This window comes from Vibrio sp. SCSIO 43135 (genome assembly GCF_023716665.1).
Classification (GTDB): domain Bacteria; phylum Pseudomonadota; class Gammaproteobacteria; order Enterobacterales; family Vibrionaceae; genus Vibrio; species Vibrio paucivorans.
On record NZ_CP071860.1, the window covers coordinates 1,381,523 to 1,400,415 of the forward strand.

Annotated in this window: 19 protein-coding genes; 9 read left to right on the forward strand and 10 right to left on the reverse strand. The window is 45.4% G+C overall.

Going from position 1 to position 18,893, the window contains the following annotated elements; translation table 11 throughout:
- Positions 1–69: 69 nt before the first annotated feature.
- Positions 70–1,251 carry a maltose/maltodextrin ABC transporter substrate-binding protein MalE gene (malE, locus tag J4N42_RS20750; protein WP_252031902.1) on the reverse strand — a complete coding sequence of 394 codons (1,182 nt, stop codon included), beginning with the start codon at positions 1,249–1,251 and terminating at the stop codon, positions 70–72.
- A 699-nt stretch (positions 1,252–1,950) separates the two neighbouring features.
- Here malE and malK point away from each other — a divergent pair.
- On the forward strand, positions 1,951–3,060 hold the full coding sequence (gene malK, locus J4N42_RS20755; protein WP_252031905.1) for a maltose/maltodextrin ABC transporter ATP-binding protein MalK: 1,110 nt from the start codon (positions 1,951–1,953) through the stop codon (positions 3,058–3,060).
- Positions 3,061–3,126: 66 nt separating this feature from the next.
- Here the strand turns inward: malK and J4N42_RS20760 are convergent, their stop codons facing one another.
- From J4N42_RS20760 to hutW, 6 genes are all read right to left on the reverse strand, one after another.
- Complete coding sequence (locus J4N42_RS20760) at positions 3,127–3,915, reverse strand: slipin family protein (RefSeq protein ID WP_252031908.1); 789 nt, start codon at positions 3,913–3,915, stop codon at positions 3,127–3,129.
- Between the two features lies 1 nt (position 3,916).
- Positions 3,917–5,260: an NfeD family protein gene (locus tag J4N42_RS20765; RefSeq protein WP_503034936.1), complete on the reverse strand. Its 1,344-nt coding sequence runs from the start codon at positions 5,258–5,260 to the stop codon at positions 3,917–3,919.
- A 126-nt stretch (positions 5,261–5,386) separates the two neighbouring features.
- Positions 5,387–5,926, reverse strand: coding sequence for an ATP:cob(I)alamin adenosyltransferase (locus tag J4N42_RS20770; RefSeq protein WP_252031911.1), 540 nt, complete (start codon positions 5,924–5,926; stop codon positions 5,387–5,389).
- Positions 5,927–6,002: 76 nt separating this feature from the next.
- The gene (gene hutZ / locus J4N42_RS20775; RefSeq protein ID WP_252031914.1) at positions 6,003–6,533 is read right to left on the reverse strand and encodes a heme utilization protein HutZ; all 531 of its coding nucleotides are present in this window, start codon (positions 6,531–6,533) and stop codon (positions 6,003–6,005) included.
- Between the two features lie 19 nt (positions 6,534–6,552).
- A complete protein-coding gene (gene hutX / locus J4N42_RS20780; RefSeq protein ID WP_252031917.1) occupies positions 6,553–7,056 on the reverse strand; it encodes a heme utilization cystosolic carrier protein HutX in 504 nt (167 codons plus the stop codon).
- Between the two features lie 78 nt (positions 7,057–7,134).
- Positions 7,135–8,508: a heme anaerobic degradation radical SAM methyltransferase ChuW/HutW gene (hutW, locus tag J4N42_RS20785; protein ID WP_252031921.1), complete on the reverse strand. Its 1,374-nt coding sequence runs from the start codon at positions 8,506–8,508 to the stop codon at positions 7,135–7,137.
- Positions 8,509–8,689: 181 nt separating this feature from the next.
- Here hutW and J4N42_RS20790 point away from each other — a divergent pair, with 181 nt between their 5' ends.
- The 6 genes from J4N42_RS20790 (at position 8,690) to J4N42_RS20815 (ending at position 13,520) form a co-directional block, all read left to right on the forward strand.
- A complete protein-coding gene (locus J4N42_RS20790; RefSeq protein ID WP_252034120.1) occupies positions 8,690–9,448 on the forward strand; it encodes an energy transducer TonB in 759 nt (252 codons plus the stop codon).
- 2 nt (positions 9,449–9,450) lie between these two features.
- The gene (locus tag J4N42_RS20795; protein ID WP_252031924.1) at positions 9,451–10,158 is read left to right on the forward strand and encodes a MotA/TolQ/ExbB proton channel family protein; all 708 of its coding nucleotides are present in this window, start codon (positions 9,451–9,453) and stop codon (positions 10,156–10,158) included.
- Positions 10,155–10,571: an ExbD/TolR family protein gene (locus J4N42_RS20800; RefSeq protein WP_252031926.1), complete on the forward strand. Its 417-nt coding sequence runs from the start codon at positions 10,155–10,157 to the stop codon at positions 10,569–10,571. The genes J4N42_RS20795 and J4N42_RS20800 overlap by 4 nt, the downstream gene beginning before the upstream one ends.
- Positions 10,572–10,670: 99 nt before the next feature.
- The gene (locus J4N42_RS20805) at positions 10,671–11,564 is read left to right on the forward strand and encodes a heme/hemin ABC transporter substrate-binding protein (RefSeq protein ID WP_252031928.1); all 894 of its coding nucleotides are present in this window, start codon (positions 10,671–10,673) and stop codon (positions 11,562–11,564) included.
- Between the two features lie 64 nt (positions 11,565–11,628).
- On the forward strand, positions 11,629–12,666 hold the full coding sequence (locus J4N42_RS20810) for a FecCD family ABC transporter permease (RefSeq protein WP_252031931.1): 1,038 nt from the start codon (positions 11,629–11,631) through the stop codon (positions 12,664–12,666).
- Entirely contained in the window at positions 12,666–13,520 is an 855-nt protein-coding gene (locus J4N42_RS20815) for a heme ABC transporter ATP-binding protein (RefSeq protein ID WP_252031934.1), read from the forward strand. Before J4N42_RS20810 ends, J4N42_RS20815 begins: the two co-directional genes overlap by 1 nt.
- A 96-nt stretch (positions 13,521–13,616) precedes the next feature.
- Here J4N42_RS20815 and J4N42_RS20820 read toward each other — a convergent pair whose 3' ends face one another.
- The gene (locus J4N42_RS20820) at positions 13,617–14,189 is read right to left on the reverse strand and encodes an aldolase/citrate lyase/malate synthase family protein (protein WP_252031936.1); all 573 of its coding nucleotides are present in this window, start codon (positions 14,187–14,189) and stop codon (positions 13,617–13,619) included.
- Between the two features lie 215 nt (positions 14,190–14,404).
- On the opposite strand from J4N42_RS20820, the gene J4N42_RS20825 reads away from it, so the two are divergent.
- Complete coding sequence (locus J4N42_RS20825; RefSeq protein ID WP_252031938.1) at positions 14,405–15,922, forward strand: DUF3612 domain-containing protein; 1,518 nt, start codon at positions 14,405–14,407, stop codon at positions 15,920–15,922.
- Positions 15,923–16,272: 350 nt separating this feature from the next.
- On the opposite strand, the gene J4N42_RS20830 is transcribed toward J4N42_RS20825, so the two are convergent.
- Positions 16,273–16,707, reverse strand: a complete 435-nt coding sequence (locus J4N42_RS20830) for an Mpo1 family 2-hydroxy fatty acid dioxygenase (protein WP_252031940.1) — start codon at positions 16,705–16,707, stop codon at positions 16,273–16,275.
- A gap of 187 nt (positions 16,708–16,894) precedes the next feature.
- Between J4N42_RS20830 and J4N42_RS20835 the strand changes: the two genes are divergently transcribed.
- Positions 16,895–17,416 carry a GNAT family N-acetyltransferase gene (locus J4N42_RS20835; RefSeq protein ID WP_252031942.1) on the forward strand — a complete coding sequence of 174 codons (522 nt, stop codon included), beginning with the start codon at positions 16,895–16,897 and terminating at the stop codon, positions 17,414–17,416.
- 11 nt (positions 17,417–17,427) lie between these two features.
- Here J4N42_RS20835 and J4N42_RS20840 read toward each other — a convergent pair whose 3' ends face one another.
- Positions 17,428–18,789: a diguanylate cyclase gene (locus J4N42_RS20840; RefSeq protein ID WP_252031944.1), complete on the reverse strand. Its 1,362-nt coding sequence runs from the start codon at positions 18,787–18,789 to the stop codon at positions 17,428–17,430.
- Positions 18,790–18,893 lie beyond the last annotated feature (104 nt).

Below are 18,893 nucleotides of genomic sequence, written 5' to 3' on the forward strand. Positions count from 1 at the left end.
CGATAAATATAGAATAAAAAATGAAATGAAGGAGGGGTTACCCCCTCCTTAAAAGGGTACTACTTAAGATTATTTAGTCATTTGCTTCTCAGCATCCGCTAGTGCAGCGTCTACTGATTGGCGGCCATCAACGATGTTGATGATTGCGCTCTTCGCGCTACCCCAGAAAGCGTTCATTTGTGGGATATTTGGCATGATTTCGCCGTTCATCGCGTTGTCCATTGTCGCTGCGATGCGCTTGTCTGAATCTAGCTCACGTTGGAACGAGTTTAGAGCAACAGCGCCTAGTGGCTTGTCGTCGTTTACTTTACGTAGACCATCGTTTGTCAGTAGGTAGTTCTCGATAAACTCAACCGCTAGGTCTTTGTTTGGAGAAGCTGTGCTGATACCCGCTGTTAGTACACCAACGAATGGCTTAGAAGATTGACCATTGAACTTAGGAAGCGTTGTTACACCGTAGTTGATGCCCGATGTTTCGATGTTACCCCAAGCCCATGGGCCGTTGATAGTCATCGCAGTCTTACCTTGGTTGAAGGCAGACTCAGACACTGAGTAATCCATATCCGCAGAGATTACGCCTTGGTCTACTAGACCTTTAACGAAGTTCATTGCATCTTTTACGCCGTTGTTAGCGATACCCGCATCTTTCACGTCGTAACCTTCAGCACCGTACTTAAATGCGTAACCGCCGTCTGCAGCCATTAGTGGCCATGTGAAGTACGGTTCTTTTAGGTTCCACATAATTGCAGATTTACCGTCTTTCTTAAGTTTTGCATCGATAGCTGCAACTTCTTCCCAGCTCTTAGGCGGTGTAGGAACTAAGTCTTTGTTATAGATAAGAGATAGAGATTCTACAGCGATTGGGTAGCCGATTAGCTTACCATCGTATTTAACCGCGTCCCACGCGAAATCTACGATGCCTTCTTTAATTTCTTTAGATGGTTTAACTTCCGTTAGTAGACCCGCTTCTGCGTAGCCACCAAAACGGTCGTGTGCCCAAAACACAATATCAGGACCGTCACCAGTAGCCGCAACTTGTGGGAAGCGATCTTGTAGGCCATCTGGGTGAGCAACAGTTACCTTGATACCTGTTTCTTCTTCGAACTGTTTACCTACTTCAGCAAGTCCGTTGTAGCCTTTGTCACCGTTAATCCAAATGGTTAATTGACCTTCTTCGATAGCAGCATTCGCACCAAAAGAGCCAAGAGCAACTAGAGTACTTAGCGCTACTGTGCTTAGGGCATTTTTCATGTTCATATCCTTTTTATATTTGTGTTGTAGGGTAAACCAAATAGAGGTTTCGCCGTATTTCGCCATCTATATTCAGAGAAAAATCAATAAGACTCATCCTCCTACTCCCTACGCCCTTGCTATTATGGCTTATTTTCGTGATCCGACACGTTTCAGGTTGGCGACCAGAATCACAAAAACCGAGATTAATGTGATCGAATTCAATCTATATGAGCGAATTTATTTGAAGTCGATCTCTCTATGCCTTTTCATCCCTATACGCCCTCCTCCCCTCCTACTCCCCCTACAAAAAGTGAGATTAGGAGGATGCAGCTACTAGACGAAATCGCGAAACTACAGTCATCCAAGAGTGGATAGTAAGAACCCTTTCCAGTTGTTCTCTTTAGAAATGACTCTCTGAGAACTCACTGGCTTACAAGCCGCCTATGGGTTGCTGTTACAAATGATGTGTTCGTAGTAATTATTTTTGCACGGGGGAGGCACTGACTTTGTACGGGGGAGGTAACCCAGCTGTTGGCTTCGATGGGTGATGTAACATCAATATACTTCGTTGAGTTCATCACCCTTTTTTCTTACTCTAATGATAACAAGCCGCATATTAGACGGCACAATTACCGAATTCCTACTGTTATTGCTCAAACCCTAATTCATATAATGATGAGCAGTAAGTTATAAAAATCTTGATCGAGGACGAGCTAGATGGCGAGTGTCACGTTAAAAAATGTATGCAAAGCGTATGGCGATGTTTTAATTTCGAAAAATGTCGACCTAGATATCAAAGAAGGCGAATTTGTCGTTTTCGTCGGTCCATCAGGCTGTGGTAAATCCACACTACTTCGTTGTATTGCTGGCCTAGAAGACATTACTTCTGGCGACCTATACATTGGCGACGAACGTATGAACGACGTCGAACCATCTAAGCGTGGCGTGGGTATGGTATTCCAGTCTTACGCTCTTTACCCTCACCTTAACCTATACGACAACATGTCTTTCGGCCTTAAACTTGCCAAAGCCGACAAAGGCGAAATCGATAAGCGTGTTGAGCATGCGGCTGAAATTCTTCAGTTAAGCCACCTACTAGAGCGCCAACCTAAAGCGCTGTCAGGCGGGCAACGTCAACGTGTTGCAATTGGTCGTACTTTGGTTTCCCAACCTAATGTTTTCCTTCTGGATGAGCCACTATCTAACCTAGATGCTGCACTTCGTGTTCAGATGCGTTCAGAAATCACTAAGCTACAACGTAAACTCGGTTGTACCATGATTTACGTTACTCACGACCAAGTCGAAGCGATGACCATGGCTGACAAGATCGTCGTTCTTGATGCTGGTTTTGTCTCTCAAGTTGGTAAACCTCTAGAGCTTTACCATTACCCAGAAAACCGCTTCGTAGCTGGTTTCATTGGCTCACCAAAGATGAACTTCATGAGTGTTTTCATTGACGAAGTAGAATCTGAGCGCGTTAAGGTTCAAGTTTCAAACGGTACGTCTTTCTGGATCCCAGTTGATGGCACCACCGTAAACCGTGGCGATCGCATGTCGATGGGTGTACGCCCAGAGCACTTGCTGACAGCGGAAGATGGTGATGCAACCATCGAAGGCGAAGTAATGATTGTTGAGAAGCTAGGTAACGAAACTCAAGTCTACCTGAACTTAGAAGGCGCAGACGCAGACGTTATCTACCGTCAGCCAGACACATTGCCTGTTGAAGTCGGTGACAAACTGGCGATTGGTATCCCAGCGCATCGTTGCCACTTGTTCCACAGCGATGGTCGCGCATGCCGCCGTCTTTACCAAGAAGCTGGCGTGTAATCGCGAAAATGCATAGCTAAACACTAAAATTAAAAGCCCCTTTCAAGGGGCTTTTTGCTTTTCGTATTAATCTGATTTTCCTTTCGATGATCGGCCTTTAAATAGCCCTTCCATCAATTCCATTGGTAGTGGAAATGCTATCGTCGAACTTTTCTCTCCGGCGATTTCGGTTAACGTCTGTAAATAGCGAAGCAACATTGCGTTTGGCTCAGCCGCCATTTTGTTCGCCGCTTCCACGAGCTTCTCAGACGCTTCCATTTCACCAGAGGCATGAATCACTTTCGCGCGCCTTGCACGTTCAGCTTCAGCCTGTTTAGCAATCGCTCGAATCATGCTTTCGTTCAAATCCACATGCTTAATTTCCACATCGGAGACCTTAATTCCCCAACCATCGGAGCGTGCGTCCAAGATAGTTTGTATGTCGGTGTTGAGCATCTCTCGATTCGCCAACATTTCATCCAGCTCATGCTGGCCAAGCACTGAGCGGAGTGTGGTCTGCGCTAGCTGGGATGTCGCCGCCAGATAGTCTTCTACATTAATGATGGCTTTCTGTGCATCCACAACCCGAAAATAAATCACAGCATTCACTCGGACAGAGACGTTGTCACGACTGATCACATCTTGGCTCGGGACATCCATCACCACCGTTCGCATATCCACTTTAACGATCTGTTGAATGATGGGAATAACCACAATTAGCCCCGGACCTTTGACTAATTGAAAGCGCCCCAAAAAGAAAATCACCCCACGTTCATACTCTCTTAAGACACGAAACAAGCTGAACGCTATCAAGAGTATCAGCCCTACGATAATAACAGGGGTAAGCATACCGCTAGCAATCAACTGCTCAACCATATCAACCTCCTTCTTTTTTCCTTATTTGAAGCGTCAATCCTTCCACCGCTTCAACGATCACTTCTTCACCTTTGTGATAGGAACCCTCACCGTGCGCCGACCAACGCTCACCTTCGATATACACATAACCTTGAGTATCGAAGGTAAACTCAACCACAGCATGACAGCCAATCAAATTCTCGACACCACTTACCACTCTCGAGTGCCTCAACTGCCACAACCGCCGAAGGACGAATATCATGAACGCAGCTGATGTTACCGCTAGGGAGTAGATAAGAGGAAGTGAGACACGCAACTCTGGAATATCGCTGTCTATTAAGAAGATCGAGCCAAGCACAAATGCGATCACACCTCCGAAGCCTAAAATGCCAAAACTCGGTACCAAGGACTCAGCAACCAAAAGCCCAAGACCGAGCAGAATCAAACCGACACCGACGTAATTGACTGGCAGCATTTGAAACGCGTAGGTCGCGATCAGCAAACTGATTGCCCCTACTACCCCTGCAACACCAAAGCCTGGGCTATAAAATTCCAGCAACAGGCCATATACCCCAATAATCATCAACAAATACGCGATATTGGGGTCAGTTATTGTGGCGAGAAATTGATTCCGCCAATCAGGTTTACGTTGCTCTAGCAAAGCCGACGACAAATCCAAAACAACGTCCTCATCTTCGAGCCGAATAGTTAAACCATTGAGCTTTTCGAGTAATTGCTGAGGTGAATCGGCGATCATATTAATCACGTTGTTTTCTAATGCTTCTGGAGCAGATAACGTTGCGGCATCACGCACTGCGGCCTCTGCCCATTCTTCATTGCGCCCTCTTAGCTGAGCCAATGAGCGAATGTAGGCGATAGAATCGTTCAATACTTTCTTCTCCATTGCGCTAGGTTCGTTGGTTTGCTCCTCCGTTTGGTTTGGGGGAGACCCGCCAATACTAACTGGCGTCGCAGCCCCAAGCGTAGTCGCTGGGGACATAGCAGCAATGTGACAAGCATAAAGAATGAAAGTACCCGCACTGGCCGCTCGCGCGCCTTGTGGGTGCACCAAACACAGAATAGGAATGCTCGAGGACAAGATTGATTGGTTGATATCCCGAAGGCTGCTGACTAACCCACCGGGTGTATCAATCGTAATGACAACCGCAGGGACATGGCTTAGTTGGTTGGCACGAGTGATTTCTTTCGTCACATAATCGCCTAGAGCAGGACCAATCGCCCCACCGATGGTAATTACCGGCACCGTCTTTATTGCCTTACTTTGCTCTTCAGTAGCGATAGCAACAGACGGCCACGACATCATCAAGAAGCAATACAGTATTGCTCTCAGCGCCATTGGGATCATCAGACTATCCAATCACTACGTATATCTAGAGTTTAGACCATGCGGGAGAACCAGAATAATTATTAAAAATTAATAAGGAAATGGCTTTGCTTATTGAGGATAAATAGATGGGGCGCTTACGCGCCCTTATTTTGTTTTAGGCATAGCGTAGCTTTTACTCACAAATTCCACTTCTTGAGTGTCGGTGATGAAGTTGGTGTAAGAGGCTAACGTATACATGACATTGGCGACCAAGTTCGCGTACCTAAAGAGAATCGGTACAGGGCTTTTCTTGCCTGCATGTTCAATAGCAACCAGCGCACGCACGACTTTCTTGGCTTGCGTACGACACAAATGCAGCTCAGCAGCAATGCGATGGCCACCGGGTAAAACAAACCCCTTAAAACCACCGGACAACTTATCTCTGAGGCGATTGTAATCAGAATAAAGTTCGGTGAGCTCAGCCTCGGTGATTGCCAACTTACCGCGAACAGAACCGTTCAAATGGTAAATATTTGGCTGTAAGCGAGTAAGAACATCACGACTCAGTGGGTCTATTTCCATGGTCAACACTAAGCCAATTCGGCTACACAGCTCATCCGAGGCAATTTCAAAATCACAGATTGGACTGTCTTCATAGATAAATGGATAGCAGATTTCGCCGTGATCTTTGCTTACTGGTTTCACACACTTGTCCCTAAGAAAAACAAAGGGAGCAGTATAGCTCCCTTAGATTGCGATAACACTATGTGTTCATTGCTAATTAGCCGTTAGATATTTTCTTATGGCCTTCTTGTAGATGAACAAAGTCAACCAGATCATCACCAGACACCTGATAGGCTTGACCGAAGCCTTTCACAAACAAACCGCTGTCTGCTTTGAGGTTGAACAGCACAAAGTCTTCGAGCTGACTTAGCCCTTGAATGATCTCGCCAAAGCGACCTTCCATTTGAGCAACAACTTGTTGCCAAAGTTCAGTATTGCGCTCGACCACAGTCGCGACAGCATCAAAAGTTAAACGCTTACGTGCAAATAGCTGTTTCGATGAGTCTTCATCTTCAATCATCATTAGCGATACTTGTGGGTTAACTTCTAGGTTGCGAGCATGACGCGCAATCTGAGAAATCAACACGAAGTAGCCTTCTTGATTTTGTACAAAAGGGGCATAGCTGACATTTGGACGGCCTTCAGCATCAACAGTCGCCAATTGTATCGTTTTACGCTCTTGACGAAACTCTTTAATTTCCGGCCCTAGTCGTCCTTGAAGTCGCTCTTGTTTAACTTGCTGGTCCATTTACTTTCTCCAAATATCGTTATTTTTTTAGTTCTGCTTGCATCGATTTGAAACGTTCAACCTGCTGTGGAATCAGTTCGCGTTTTTCGTTTCGACCCAAATAAATTTTAAAGATGTTGTTGCCTTGCTCATCAAAGAAACCAAAGTAATGACTCTCTCGACCCATGAATGGTTTGCTGACCAAAGCGATGTTTTTCACATTGTCTAATAGCAGGTGACCGTGCAACTCACCTTCTTTTCCCATCAGGTTGTAGTAGCCGCGCGCCACTTTTCCTTTGGGAAACGGCGCTTTCACTTCAAAGATAGAGCCAAAAGAGTGGACGATGGTGGTCACCGTACCGAAACCAACCAAGCCCTCTAACGTCGCTTGTGCTTGCTCACCTGGTGCAAGCGCAACCATTTCATCAGGTAGCGCTGCCACAGCTTCAAACTCAGAAACGTTCAAACGTTCTGCAATGGCCGCAGGTAAAAGTTTTGGTTCTTGCTCCATCAATTGAGCAACTTGCTGTTTCAATGTATCCATAATTTTTGTTCCAGTACCCTATACAACCCTTTTAGTACTTATACTTACAAGGCTTTAGTTTCTATAAATTCAACTAGGCTAAACCGCCATCGAGTCAATATGCTTTGCTGCAACATCTGTTTGCTGCAGCACTTGAATACATGCCTGAGCCAAACTCACAGCCCAGAATTGTCCCGCTAGCGTAAGCACCAAATACTGGCTATCTAGCTCAGCGAGACCTTTTTGCTGCCACTGTTTAAATAATGGCATGAAAAACTCAAATGCGTCTTCGCCAGCTAACGCTGGCAGCAATGCTTTACGCACAACACCACTATCAAAACCAGATTTTAATGCAGCAAATAGCGGTTCAAGTGCGTGCTGTTTTGTCATCATAGCGATGACAGAATCACCGCTCTTAATCGCTTGCATATAGGTATCCAACGATCGGTGTTGCATCATTCCGTAGCCACCAATGTTACCGCCAGCGCCACACCCAATTGGCAGCACTTCTGCGTACGTTTTCGCCAAGCTATTGTATTGGCTGCGCTCACGGTTATCTCTTGCCCAGTGGTTAACACTCAACTGCTTAATATGATGTTTGGCCATGAAATTCGAACCAAGTTCATACATTGCTGCTTTGTCGGGCGTATTAGCCGGTGGTGGGATCTTGCCTTTCTCAACGAGGTTAAGCATAGGTGCAGAGCCACCCACTACCAGCTGATACAAATCTATCCCATGAGCCCCCGTTACCATGAAGTCGTTGAGATCTTGTTCGAACACATCAAGCGTTTGATAAGGCAATCCGTATAGCAGATCCAAAATAATCGGTGCTTGGTCCATACGGCTTAAATCTGCGACTCGATCAAGTACAACTTCTCTGTCGTCCAAGCGCTTAGCGCTGCGACGAACTTGGGTATTAAAACTTTGAATACCAAAAGAAAAGCGATTGAAGCCACCTTCAAGTGCTCGATAATACATTTCATCACTGAAGCGGTTGATTCGACCTTCAAGCGTAATCTCACAATCAGTTGAAAGTGGGAAATACTGACGAATCGCTTTACCTAACCTCTCTACCTGTTCCGGGCTAAGGTCAGTAGGCGTACCACCTCCGATATACACTGCATGAAACAGACCCGACTGAGTCCATGGCTGTTTAGCTTTATCTTTAAGCTCTGTCATCAGAGCTTCGAAATAGTCTTCCACCAACTTGCGGCTGGCAGCGTTTTGAAAGAAGTTGCAAAAAGTACAGCGCACTCGGCAAAACGGAACATGTACATACAAGCAACGTTTATCTGACTTGCTCTTTTCTGTGGTAAGCAACCGACTAAGCACTTCACCCTGTTGCTCCTTCATGACTGGCGTAGACATACCACCAGCGTGAGCCGAGTGTTTTTTTGCGAACGCGAAACGAAGAGGATCGGGTGTATCTACTGCCAAGATAGATTCATCAAATTGATTAATATCAAGATACATATAAATTCCTTCAACACCTGACTACAGCAAGGTTGGAATACTATTCTGAAAAACTGAGCAAGATCTTAAATCCACGCTAATGATAATGCAATTGATAATTGATCTTATTTTCATTTTGACTGATAATCGGTTTCGCGATCATGAGATTGCTCATTTTGTCATTGAGTTGTTGGAGTTGGGTGTGAACATCCTCAGGTATACCATCGCAGGAAGCGCGTCAGTGTTGCTTCATGCCGCGTTTCTCTTCGTAGTAGAAGAACAAAAAGTCTTTGCGATGCCCGCAGGTAATGAACCTAGTTCGGTGTCGATTAACTTTGTGTCGATGCCAGCCGCCGTTCCTCCGCCGGTTGCAGAGCCAGTGCCTGAACCAAAAGAAGTGACTAAACAAGTCGAGCAACCAAAACCAACACCTCCTAAAAAGGCCTCTAAACCTGTAGAAAAGAAAATAGTTAAGGCTAAGCCCGTAGAAAAGTCAAAAGCTAAAAAAGTAGTCAAGCGTGAGCCAGTAAAGCAAAACGTGACACCACCAAAACCGAAAAAAACTGAGCAAAAAACCGTAAAGCAAAAGCCGAAACCTAAGACAGAAAAGAAACCTGTTGAAAAAGAACCAGAGACTCAACAACCCAAAACGGCTGCTAGCAAAGGCGCGAGTAGCCAGCCAGTTTTGCTCGATAAACCTTCTTTTGTATCTCGACCAGTTCAACCTCGTTACCCAAGACTCGCTCGTAAACGTGGTATTGAAGGTGTCGCGATGTATGAAATTTGGCTGGATGCCGATGGAAATCAAATCAAACAAGTACTGATCTCATCATCCGGTACCACCATGCTGGATAAGTCAGCACTTGATGCAATTAAACAGTGGAAGTTCTCTCCACATATTTCGGGAGGCCAGAAGTTGGCGCACCGAGTTCAAATCCCTGTTCGTTTTAAGTTGGATTGATAATGGAACACATACAAGAATTACAGCAGCAACTTGGCCTAATGACTTGGCCTCTTCTCATCTGTTCGGGACTCACGGTCATGATCATCGCCGAACGCTTGCTGCAGGTCATCATTAGCCTCGGTGTAGGTAAAAGCGCGATTCGCAAAGAGCTAACAAAAATATCGCCAACTAACAGTAACGATATTGAGCAACTGGCCAGCGAGTTGTCCAATAAGCGTCCCCTATTGTACAAAGGTGTGGCTATGTTGCTTGCTCACCATTTTTTTGCCAAAACTCTACGAGAAGATGCAGCGGGCATCTGGCTACAGGAAAAGCGTCATCAATTGCATTCGGGTTTAAGGCTATTAACCCTTATTGGTGTGATTAGCCCGCTTATTGGACTATTAGGTACCGTGCTTGGTCTGATTGAAATGTTTAAAGGAGTAGCAGCATCAACGGGCAGCATTACGCCCAACGATCTTGCCGATGGTTTAGGGTTAGCAATGCGCACAACCGCGGCAGGCTTACTTATCGCATTACCAGCGATCGCTGGTGCTCAATTACTTGGCTTATGGGCAGACAGAGTCATGGCCAAGCTTGAGCACACCTTGAACTACGTTAACTTATGGCTAGAAGGTATAACGCTTAACCACGATAACCAAGTGAGCGTAGAAGAAACAGCTACCAGCGAAGCCACACCACAACAGCCACAGTCGGTGGCCTTATGATCAAAACCAAACAAGATCCGCAATCATTCAGTGTGATGCCCGATCTTACTCCTCTGCTCGACATCATCTTTATCGTCATGGTGTTTCTATTACTCACAGCCGCAGTGAAACTTGATGCTTTAGAAGTCAATCTGCCTACAACTGACTCGCAGTCAGTTGCTGAGGTCGACAACAAGTCTCTTACCATCAATATATTGGCTGAGGAGCCATACTGGGCAATCGACAGCAAAGAATATATCGATTGGGAAAACTTCACGATTGCGCTCTTGGAACAACACAAGTCTCAACCAAGGCCCATCGTAATTGGGGCAGAAAAAACGACCGATGTACAACACTTGGTCAAACTTCTCGCCTTCCTACAGGATAACGGCATTCAAGCGACACAACTGCTCACGGAAGAACCGACGCAATAAACGGGAAGCTTTCCACCAATTAATAAAATCTAGATACAGAACAAGGTTAAAAAAGCATAGCTCGTCAGCGATTGCGAACTAGATAGGGATAACTCAACAATGAAAACTCAAGTTAACGTTCAAGTAAAAGCAAAGACATCGATGGTAAAAAACATCCTTACCTCAAGCCTATTGTCTTTGTTGGCGGTGAGCACGGTTAATGCTTCAGAGCAAGAAAGCCAACGTATCATCAGTGCAGGAAGCGCCGTTACCGAACTCGTCATCGCACTAGGCCAAGAAAGCAAACTGGTGGCGACCGATGTCACTAGCATCGTACCAAGCAACCCGGATTTGCCTAAAATCGGCTATCACCGTCGACTCTCCGCAGAAGGCTTATTAGCGTTGGCACCTACTAAGATCATCGGTTCTGATGAAATGGGGCCAGCAAGCGCACTCAGCCAACTTAAGTCAGCTGGAGTCGATGTAGAAATCGTTAACACAAAAACCAATGTGCCTGGATTACTTGAGCGCATCGACCAAATTGCAGAACTGACTGACAGCCAAAGCTCTGCCGGCGCAATCAAACAGACGGTCAATGAACAAGTGGCTGCACTTAAGGGCAACCAACCAGCACCAAACACAGCTAAAAAAGTACTGTTTCTACTAATTCATGAAGGCCGCGCAGCAAACGTTGCTGGCAGCAACACTACACCGAATGCCATTATCGAGCTTGCTGGCGCAACCAACCCAGCCGCTGCTCAACTCGATTCATACAAACCTCTTTCAATGGAATCAATGGTAGAGATGCAACCAGACGTGATTTTAGTAAGTGGTCGTAGCTACAAGAAACTCGGTGGTGCGGACGCAATTTTGAAGTCTATGCCAATGCTTGCGGCGACTCCTGCCGGCCAGAATAAACAGTTTGTCACCGTCGACGGGCACGCTTTAGTCGGTGGTCTTGGTTTGAAAAGCCTAGCCGAAGCCAAGCGCATTAACGCGCTTCTTTACCCTTAAAGGTCTCTGCTCGTAAACCTAAATAAGGCCTAATGCCTAAAACATAAAGAAAGTACCACTTACTATGTTGTTCAGACGTCTCCCACTTTCCATTACGCTAGCGCTATTTGCAGGCCTACTGTCGGTTATGACAGTGGCCTCTATTACTGTTGGCCCTATGAATATTGGCTTTTTCGATAGTTTGTCGAGCTTGGTCAACCGTTCCAATCAGCTCGCGCCACATATTAACTTGGTGATCCATGAGATCCGCCTGCCTCGCACTCTGCTTTGCGCCATCGTCGGAGCAATTTTGGCTATGTGTGGCACAGTAATGCAGGGATTGTTTAGAAACCCTTTAGCAGAACCAGGCATCATTGGTGTTTCGGCAGGTGCTGCGCTCGGAGCAGCTATTGCTATCGTGCTTTTTTCTAGCATCAGTGAGCAGTTTCCAGCATTTATGAATTTGGCTGCGGTGCCTATATTCGCGTTTTTGGGCGGCGCAATCACAACTGTCTTGGTCTACAAACTAGGAACCAGTAAGTTCGGTACTTCCGTTACCATTATGCTGTTAGCAGGGGTTGCGATCAGTGCGTTATCTGGAGCTGGAATCGGCTATTTGAATTTCAAAGCTGACGACCAAATGCTAAGAGACCTTACCCTATGGTCGATGGGCTCATTTGCAGGTGCAAATTGGTCGAGCATCGCGTTGACTGGGACCAGCATGGTACTGCTATATTGGATTTTTTCCCGCAAAGCGATGGCACTCAATGCACTTTTGCTTGGCGAGTCAGAAGCCAACCACCTAGGTATTCCTGTCCAAAAACTTAAGCGACAACTCATTCTCCTCACTGCTATTGGCGTAGGCGTAACAGTAAGCGTTGCAGGAATGATCGGCTTCATTGGCCTTGTCATCCCACATTTAGGTCGCCTGCTTGCTGGGCCAGATCACCGAAAATTATTACCAATTTCAGCACTAATGGGCGCAATTCTGCTGACCAGTGCCGACATGTTTGCACGCGTAGCTGTCGCGCCAGCTGAGCTACCGGTCGGGATTGTGACTGCAATCATTGGCGCACCGTTTTTCCTCTACTTACTGTTCCAACAAAAAGGGAAAATCCTATAATGAGTCGTGATGACAATCTCCACCACAATGCTGCCCATGACCATACGGCTTATAGCAACAGTTCCACTGATAATAGGCAGCCGGCGATCATCGGAAAAGGTCTTTCGATTCAATACGGTAAGCGCACGATTCTGGACGATATCTCAATTGAACTTTACCCCGGTGAAGTCACAACATTACTCGGCCCAAACGGAGCAGGAAAAAGTACCCTGCTTAAACTGCTGTGCGGCGAGATAGAATCCCATTGTGATATCCGATACTTCGGCAAAACTAAACATGAGTGGCCTGCCGCTCAAATCGCCAAGCATATGGGAATGCTCTCCCAGCACAGCAGCTTGAGCTTTCCTTTCTTAGCCAGCGAAGTTGTGGAACTCGGAGCTATTCCACTCAACCTATCCAATGCCGATACCGCAAAGTTAGCGCAAAAATACATGCAGATTACCGACGTCGCGCATTTATCGGATAGGCTTTACCCGTCACTTTCCGGTGGTGAAAAACAGCGCTTGCACATGGCGAGAGTACTTACCCAGTTAGATCAGTCCGGCGACCAAAAAATTCTGATGCTCGATGAACCCACTTCAGCTCTAGACTTGGCCCACCAGCACAATACATTACAAATCGCTCGGGAAATGGCTGACAAGCACAATACTGCTGTAGTCGTCGTACTGCATGACTTAAACCTTGCAGCTCAGTATTCAGATAGAATGGTGATCCTTCACCAAGGCAAACTTGTTTGTGACGCTCCGCCGAAACAGGCGCTAGTTCCAGAGATAATCAAGCAAGTCTATGGCTACCAATCAATAGTTTCTGAGCACCCTAGCCTTGGTTTTCCTATGGTGTTACCGGCCGCATAATCTGTATCCCACCAATACAAATTACATAAAAAAAGCCCACTCGATTAAGAGTGGGCAAGCTTCAGACAAGCCTTATTGTTATTCGTTGAACTGTATCTACACGTTGTAGCAGTAATCTAGGTTGTAATCTTCACCGCTTTTCGCTGTGTACTCTTTATCTTCACTACACGCTTTAGGTTTCCCTTTTTCATCCCCTTTCACCAAGCTGATCCAGTGACGCATAGCTGCCATTTCGGTTTGTTCCAGTTGGCTAAACATAGTGCATGTTTCTAATTGAATGTCGGCAATTTCGATCAGCTCAACGCACCCTGTTCCTTTGTGGTTACCAAAAGTCACCTCTAAGTGACTGCCACTTGCATCTCGGAAAAGAATCGAAGCCGGATCTTCTTTCTCCCCTGTATAAGCGACAAAGTGTTTGTTGTTTTTCAGGCCACTGTGCGAACCATCTTTGAAGTAAGCGACAACATGGCGGTAATCAATCATGTAAGCCGTTACATCTTTGTGAGAGCCATTTTCTAGAGGGAACAGGCGGTCGAGCAGTTGCTTAGACTTAACTTGTTTCTCGTTTTGCTGGTTAGCACTGATTGTCTCTACGGCAAAGACAGCTTCAGCGATAAATGGCTTGTTTTGTTTTTGGATGTCTGTTTTATCGAATGTAAGCATATTCATAGTCTTTCCCTCTTTTAATGTGTCCGTGCGATGAAGAGCTGAGTTAAATTTTTTCTCGTTCGCTTTGGTACCACTCACTTAAAAACTTGTCCTAGAGCAAATATTCCAAACTTACTTTCTTTCGCTGGTAAATTTGTGACTTTGCTTACTTTGTAGACTAGCGAATTTTTGACTACAATTTCACAACAAAAATTTTACAATGTGAATTTTACAAAATGTCTCTGTCAAAAAGCTTAGTTCGCCAATCACATTTCCTTGGGACAAAGATAAGAAACCTGAGGAAACGCAATCACTTAACCATGGAAGATCTCTCTGCGAGATGCATCAGGGTCAACCCTGAGTACGCCCCTTCCGTTTCTTACCTCTCTATGATTGAACGTGGAAAACGCGTTCCCAGTGTCGATATGCTGGAAGTCATCGCCGAAGTGTTCCAAAAAGATCCTGCTTGGTTCCTAGACGATGAACCGGAACAAACCGCTATTACTCCGGACAAGGGAAACCGTGGGGGAATTAGCGGGATGGCGCTCGAGCCTAGCTTCTTATTCTCTAATGACATCTTGCAGATAGCGATTCCTGAAATGCTATCGCAAACGGGTATCACTGGTCGCCAATTTGCTCACCTTCTTATACGGGCACACCAGGAAAGTAATCAAAACCACTTTCCAGATCTTGAGCGAGCGGCTGAAGAAGTAGGATTAAAGAGACTTAACCTAGCAGTCGAAGACTTGATTGATATCGCCAAAAGCTTAGGCATATCGATTCGCTGGGTTAATCGCACTCCACAAGATGTCGTTGATGAGTTGGGCGTAAGCGCCAAACAGCTCGTTACTTCATTCTTCGAGCCGCCTGGAACTATCTACCTCAATGAGATGCTGCGTGATTACCCAACCCGGCTCAAATACGACTTGGCCGTGTATATTGGCCATTGCGTGCTGCATAGCAAGGAAGGCTTAAAAAGCGTTCTCTCTGTTGGACACGCCAATAGCTGGGAAGATAGCGTCGATATCCAACCAACATCCGAGCTAAATTCACAAGATATTCTGCAAGCATGGCGAGACTTTGAGTCAAGTTTCTTTGCCGGCGCACTGTTATGTCCAAAAGTCCCGTTCAGACAACTGCTAGACCGAAGCGGATATGAAATCAGCGTACATGAGAAAGCTGGCGTATCCCCTTCGGTTGCTATGCGCCGTATGACTGTCGTTTCCCCTTACCCCCACTGGCATTACTTCGATGCCTATGGCCAAAACAAACTGAAAGCCGTTTACCGAGGCAATGGCATCCCACTACCTTGGGGAAACATGCGTAAGGTTAATGACCCTTGTCAGCACTGGGCGGTATTTCGTCGGTTATCGGAGCCACAAGCAAATAGCTCTGCACAAATTTCTATTCTAAATGTTGGTGACGAACCGCGAATCTACTGTTGCGAGTCAGTCAATATGACCGATCCTGCTGGTAATAATCGCGTGCTGTGTGCCGGAATTGATTTGAACCCAGCGATCGATGCGCAAGGTGGAGACTCACGATCCATTGCTGAAGACCTTAAATCGCTGTGTGTTTCTCAGGGGGGAACGGCCACTATTCCTAACTACATTAAAAAGGAATTTCGTACCATTGCCAAAATCCTCAACATTAACTGGATTGAACGAGGTATTGAGTCGGATGCGCGCGTGATTTGCTCTAGGGGCGCCGTTTGTCCGCGTAAACCAAGCTGCTATAACAAATGTGGAGAATAAATTAGGGCTTGTTGACCGTTCGAACCGTTTTTGGCAATCGTTGAATAGAAAAAAAGCCAATCACAATATTCGTGATTGGCTATATATATTTGTGAACAAATTGTAAGTTCACTAACAACGTCAGTTGGCTAGGTGACCCTCGGCTTAATAAGGGTCAATCTACATAATGCACAGTACATGCCAACTTTTTATGATAGAGAAAACAACGTATTTGCTGCTTTAATACACAGTTTCAGCAAAACTCAGTGCATAAGACTTTTGCAAAATGCAAAATTACTGCATTTTGCGCATTTACATCAGTTGCATTTCGCAAAGTCAATATACACAAAACGTTAAGCCTGCCTCTTAGACTATTGCTTTCTAAATACCCAGATTGGGCCAATAAGAAGAAACTGAACGTCTTCAAAGAATGATGGCTTTTTCCCTTCAATCTTATGACCAATAAATTGGAATACCCACAAAACAACAAACATCACAACGGAGATCGATAATACCGGGAGCTTCATTAGTGTCATCGACCAGATAAGGCCTATACACGCAAGTGTGAAGCCTAGCATCATTAGAAATACGCTTAAGCTCAGTCGAAAATAAAACGCCAACACAGGAATCGAAACAACCCATATCCAGTTAATTGTCACACCAAGTAGCGTTAGTGAGGGAATAGACCAAATCAAGCCAACTATCGATAGAAAGATCCCTGGCACCGCAACCTTATGAATCTTCTGATTAATTGAATTTTGATGGCTTTCGCCATAGGCAGAGAGCCATTCAGAAAGAGAGCGCATAATTTTTCCTTGCTGTTATTATTAATTTTTATGGATTTACCCTATTTTTTTGAACTAAGCACTTTGAAGTCATTCAAGGTATTAGCCTTGCATTTTCTATAGCAGCAAAGTCTCTGATTTGCTTAAAAATGATGAGCCGAGCCGTAAAAATTATGAGCGCTCCCACAGACAGGACATTGAATCACTCATGGACGACATTCATATCACTCAACTTAGCTATCACGATGCGGGAGAACTCTTGCGGTTCGAACAACAAAACCGCCAATGGTTCGAAACCTTCATTCCTAGTCGAGGCGGCGAATTTTACACCTCTTCTGGTGTTATTCAGCACATAGAAGAGTGCCTGACCCTCCACGACAAAGATGCCATGCTGCCGTTGCTGATTAAAAAGGGATCGGGTCAGATCATTGGCCGCGCAAACTTACACAGCGTTGATATAGAAGAAGGTAGCGCTCACATTGGCTACCGAATTGATAAACAGTGGATAGGGCAAGGGATAGCCAAATTGGCTGCCACGCATACCCTTGAGCAAGGAGAACGTCTATATCAACTTAGGCGCTATATTGCGATCGCCTCAGTCGATAATATTGCTTCGCAGAAAGTCTTAATCGGTAATGGTTTCAAGAAAAAGAGAATACGGCCAAGCTACACTCGCTTGGCAGGCACTTTGATTGACTGCATAGAATACTGGCGTGATAGCAATAGCTAGGGCTTACTGCCCTAGGTACGGTGACGTCGCTTCTCTTCATACATGTTTTCGTCCGCTTTTTTCAGCATCCCCTCAATATCCAAAATATCCTTGTTATAGAAGGCATAACCAACACTGACATGAACACTAATTAAGTGTTGTTCATAAATCACTGGGGTCAGGCAAATCGCTTTTTGCAGCTCAATATTGATGACATCCACATCATTTTTGTTTGAGATACGGGGTAACAATACTAAGAACTCATCACCACCAACGCGGGCAACGACATCAGAAGTTCGCAACACACTTTTGATCCGCTCGGCACAGGCTATTAAGACTTTATCTCCCGCGGCATGGCCATATAAATCGTTAATCGCTTTGAATTTATCAAGATCGATATTGAGCAGCGCAAAGGTCTCTTTTTGCCCATTATGCTGCACCAGATCAAAGTGATGCTCTAAGGTGTACATAAAATAGCGCCTGTTCGGCAATTTAGTAAGCTCATCGTGCAGTGAGCGTTTATTCGCAACCGCATACAAACGGTAAATAGCAACAAACGAGAAAATCAAAAGCGCCATGATGGGATAACCAAATAGGCGAACGATATTGGTTCGGTACCAAGGCAACTGCTTCAACAAGTCGTTCTTTTCAGATGCGGCGATAATCCAACTGCCATGAGGAAAATGGACCACTTCACGTGAAAACGCATTATCGAAAATAGTCTGATCGCCGAAAAATATAGCACCTGAGTCACCTTCACTATCAACACCCTTCATCGCTAAATGGTATTTGTGTTCAAAGGCTTTTATACCAACGGACTGAAACAACGATTCTAAGTCAATAACAACGCTACACACGCCCCAATATTGGGTATTTTGCGGAGGATCGGTAAAGATAGGTACACGGGCTATAAGAGCTCGACTTCCCTGAACAAGGTTAACAGGGCCAGCTATGAATATTTCTTGGATTTCTCTGGCTTTTTCAACCGAACGCCATTGGGCGGGAACGGTTCGGTAGTCGAGATTGAGTGCTTTCTCATTCCCTTTTAGCGGATAGATATGGCGAATGATGTCCCCAGGAGCCAAACCAATCACTTTGATGTGCTTACCTTCGCGAATGATATTAGAGGCCATTTTGTCCCAGTTATCAAAATCACCTGACGGGTTCACCGTGACAAACGCCGCTAGGCTATTTGCAACATAAATGTCTGACACCACGGCGGCTTCAAGCTCAGATCGTATAATGGATAACTCTTCTTTTGCTCGGATCAACAAGCTTTCGCGAATAAAAGTCGTTTGGTTGCGGTTGGTCAGTTCAATAATACCGATAGACAGCACTATGACAGTCAGAAATACAACGCTGACAGCCCACTGCTTGCCTGAGCGATACGCCATGCAAATCCCCTTGAATCACTAAATCGTGCGTAAAACCTCGACCAACCAGGTAATTGTTAGAACCCAATTACATCAGCTTAGAGGCAATGTTCTTATCTTTATAA

What these genes read in the sequence shown, in the direction of transcription:
- malE (WP_252031902.1), bottom strand. Translation starts at nt 1,251, where the DNA reads ATGAAAAATGCCCTAAGCACAGTAGCGCTAAGTACTCTAGTTGCTCTT.
- malK (WP_252031905.1), top strand. Translation starts at nt 1,951, where the DNA reads ATGGCGAGTGTCACGTTAAAAAATGTATGCAAAGCGTATGGCGATGTT.
- J4N42_RS20760 (WP_252031908.1), bottom strand. Translation starts at nt 3,915, where the DNA reads ATGGTTGAGCAGTTGATTGCTAGCGGTATGCTTACCCCTGTTATTATC.
- J4N42_RS20765 (WP_503034936.1), bottom strand. Translation starts at nt 5,260, where the DNA reads ATGATCCCAATGGCGCTGAGAGCAATACTGTATTGCTTCTTGATGATG.
- hutZ (WP_252031914.1), bottom strand. Translation starts at nt 6,533, where the DNA reads ATGGACCAGCAAGTTAAACAAGAGCGACTTCAAGGACGACTAGGGCCG.
- hutX (WP_252031917.1), bottom strand. Translation starts at nt 7,056, where the DNA reads ATGGATACATTGAAACAGCAAGTTGCTCAATTGATGGAGCAAGAACCA.
- hutW (WP_252031921.1), bottom strand. Translation starts at nt 8,508, where the DNA reads ATGTATCTTGATATTAATCAATTTGATGAATCTATCTTGGCAGTAGAT.
- J4N42_RS20795 (WP_252031924.1), top strand. Translation starts at nt 9,451, where the DNA reads ATGGAACACATACAAGAATTACAGCAGCAACTTGGCCTAATGACTTGG.
- J4N42_RS20800 (WP_252031926.1), top strand. Translation starts at nt 10,155, where the DNA reads ATGATCAAAACCAAACAAGATCCGCAATCATTCAGTGTGATGCCCGAT.
- J4N42_RS20805 (WP_252031928.1), top strand. Translation starts at nt 10,671, where the DNA reads ATGAAAACTCAAGTTAACGTTCAAGTAAAAGCAAAGACATCGATGGTA.
- J4N42_RS20810 (WP_252031931.1), top strand. Translation starts at nt 11,629, where the DNA reads ATGTTGTTCAGACGTCTCCCACTTTCCATTACGCTAGCGCTATTTGCA.
- J4N42_RS20815 (WP_252031934.1), top strand. Translation starts at nt 12,666, where the DNA reads ATGAGTCGTGATGACAATCTCCACCACAATGCTGCCCATGACCATACG.
- J4N42_RS20820 (WP_252031936.1), bottom strand. Translation starts at nt 14,189, where the DNA reads ATGAATATGCTTACATTCGATAAAACAGACATCCAAAAACAAAACAAG.
- J4N42_RS20825 (WP_252031938.1), top strand. Translation starts at nt 14,405, where the DNA reads ATGTCTCTGTCAAAAAGCTTAGTTCGCCAATCACATTTCCTTGGGACA.
- J4N42_RS20830 (WP_252031940.1), bottom strand. Translation starts at nt 16,707, where the DNA reads ATGCGCTCTCTTTCTGAATGGCTCTCTGCCTATGGCGAAAGCCATCAA.
- J4N42_RS20835 (WP_252031942.1), top strand. Translation starts at nt 16,895, where the DNA reads ATGGACGACATTCATATCACTCAACTTAGCTATCACGATGCGGGAGAA.
- J4N42_RS20840 (WP_252031944.1), bottom strand. Translation starts at nt 18,789, where the DNA reads ATGGCGTATCGCTCAGGCAAGCAGTGGGCTGTCAGCGTTGTATTTCTG.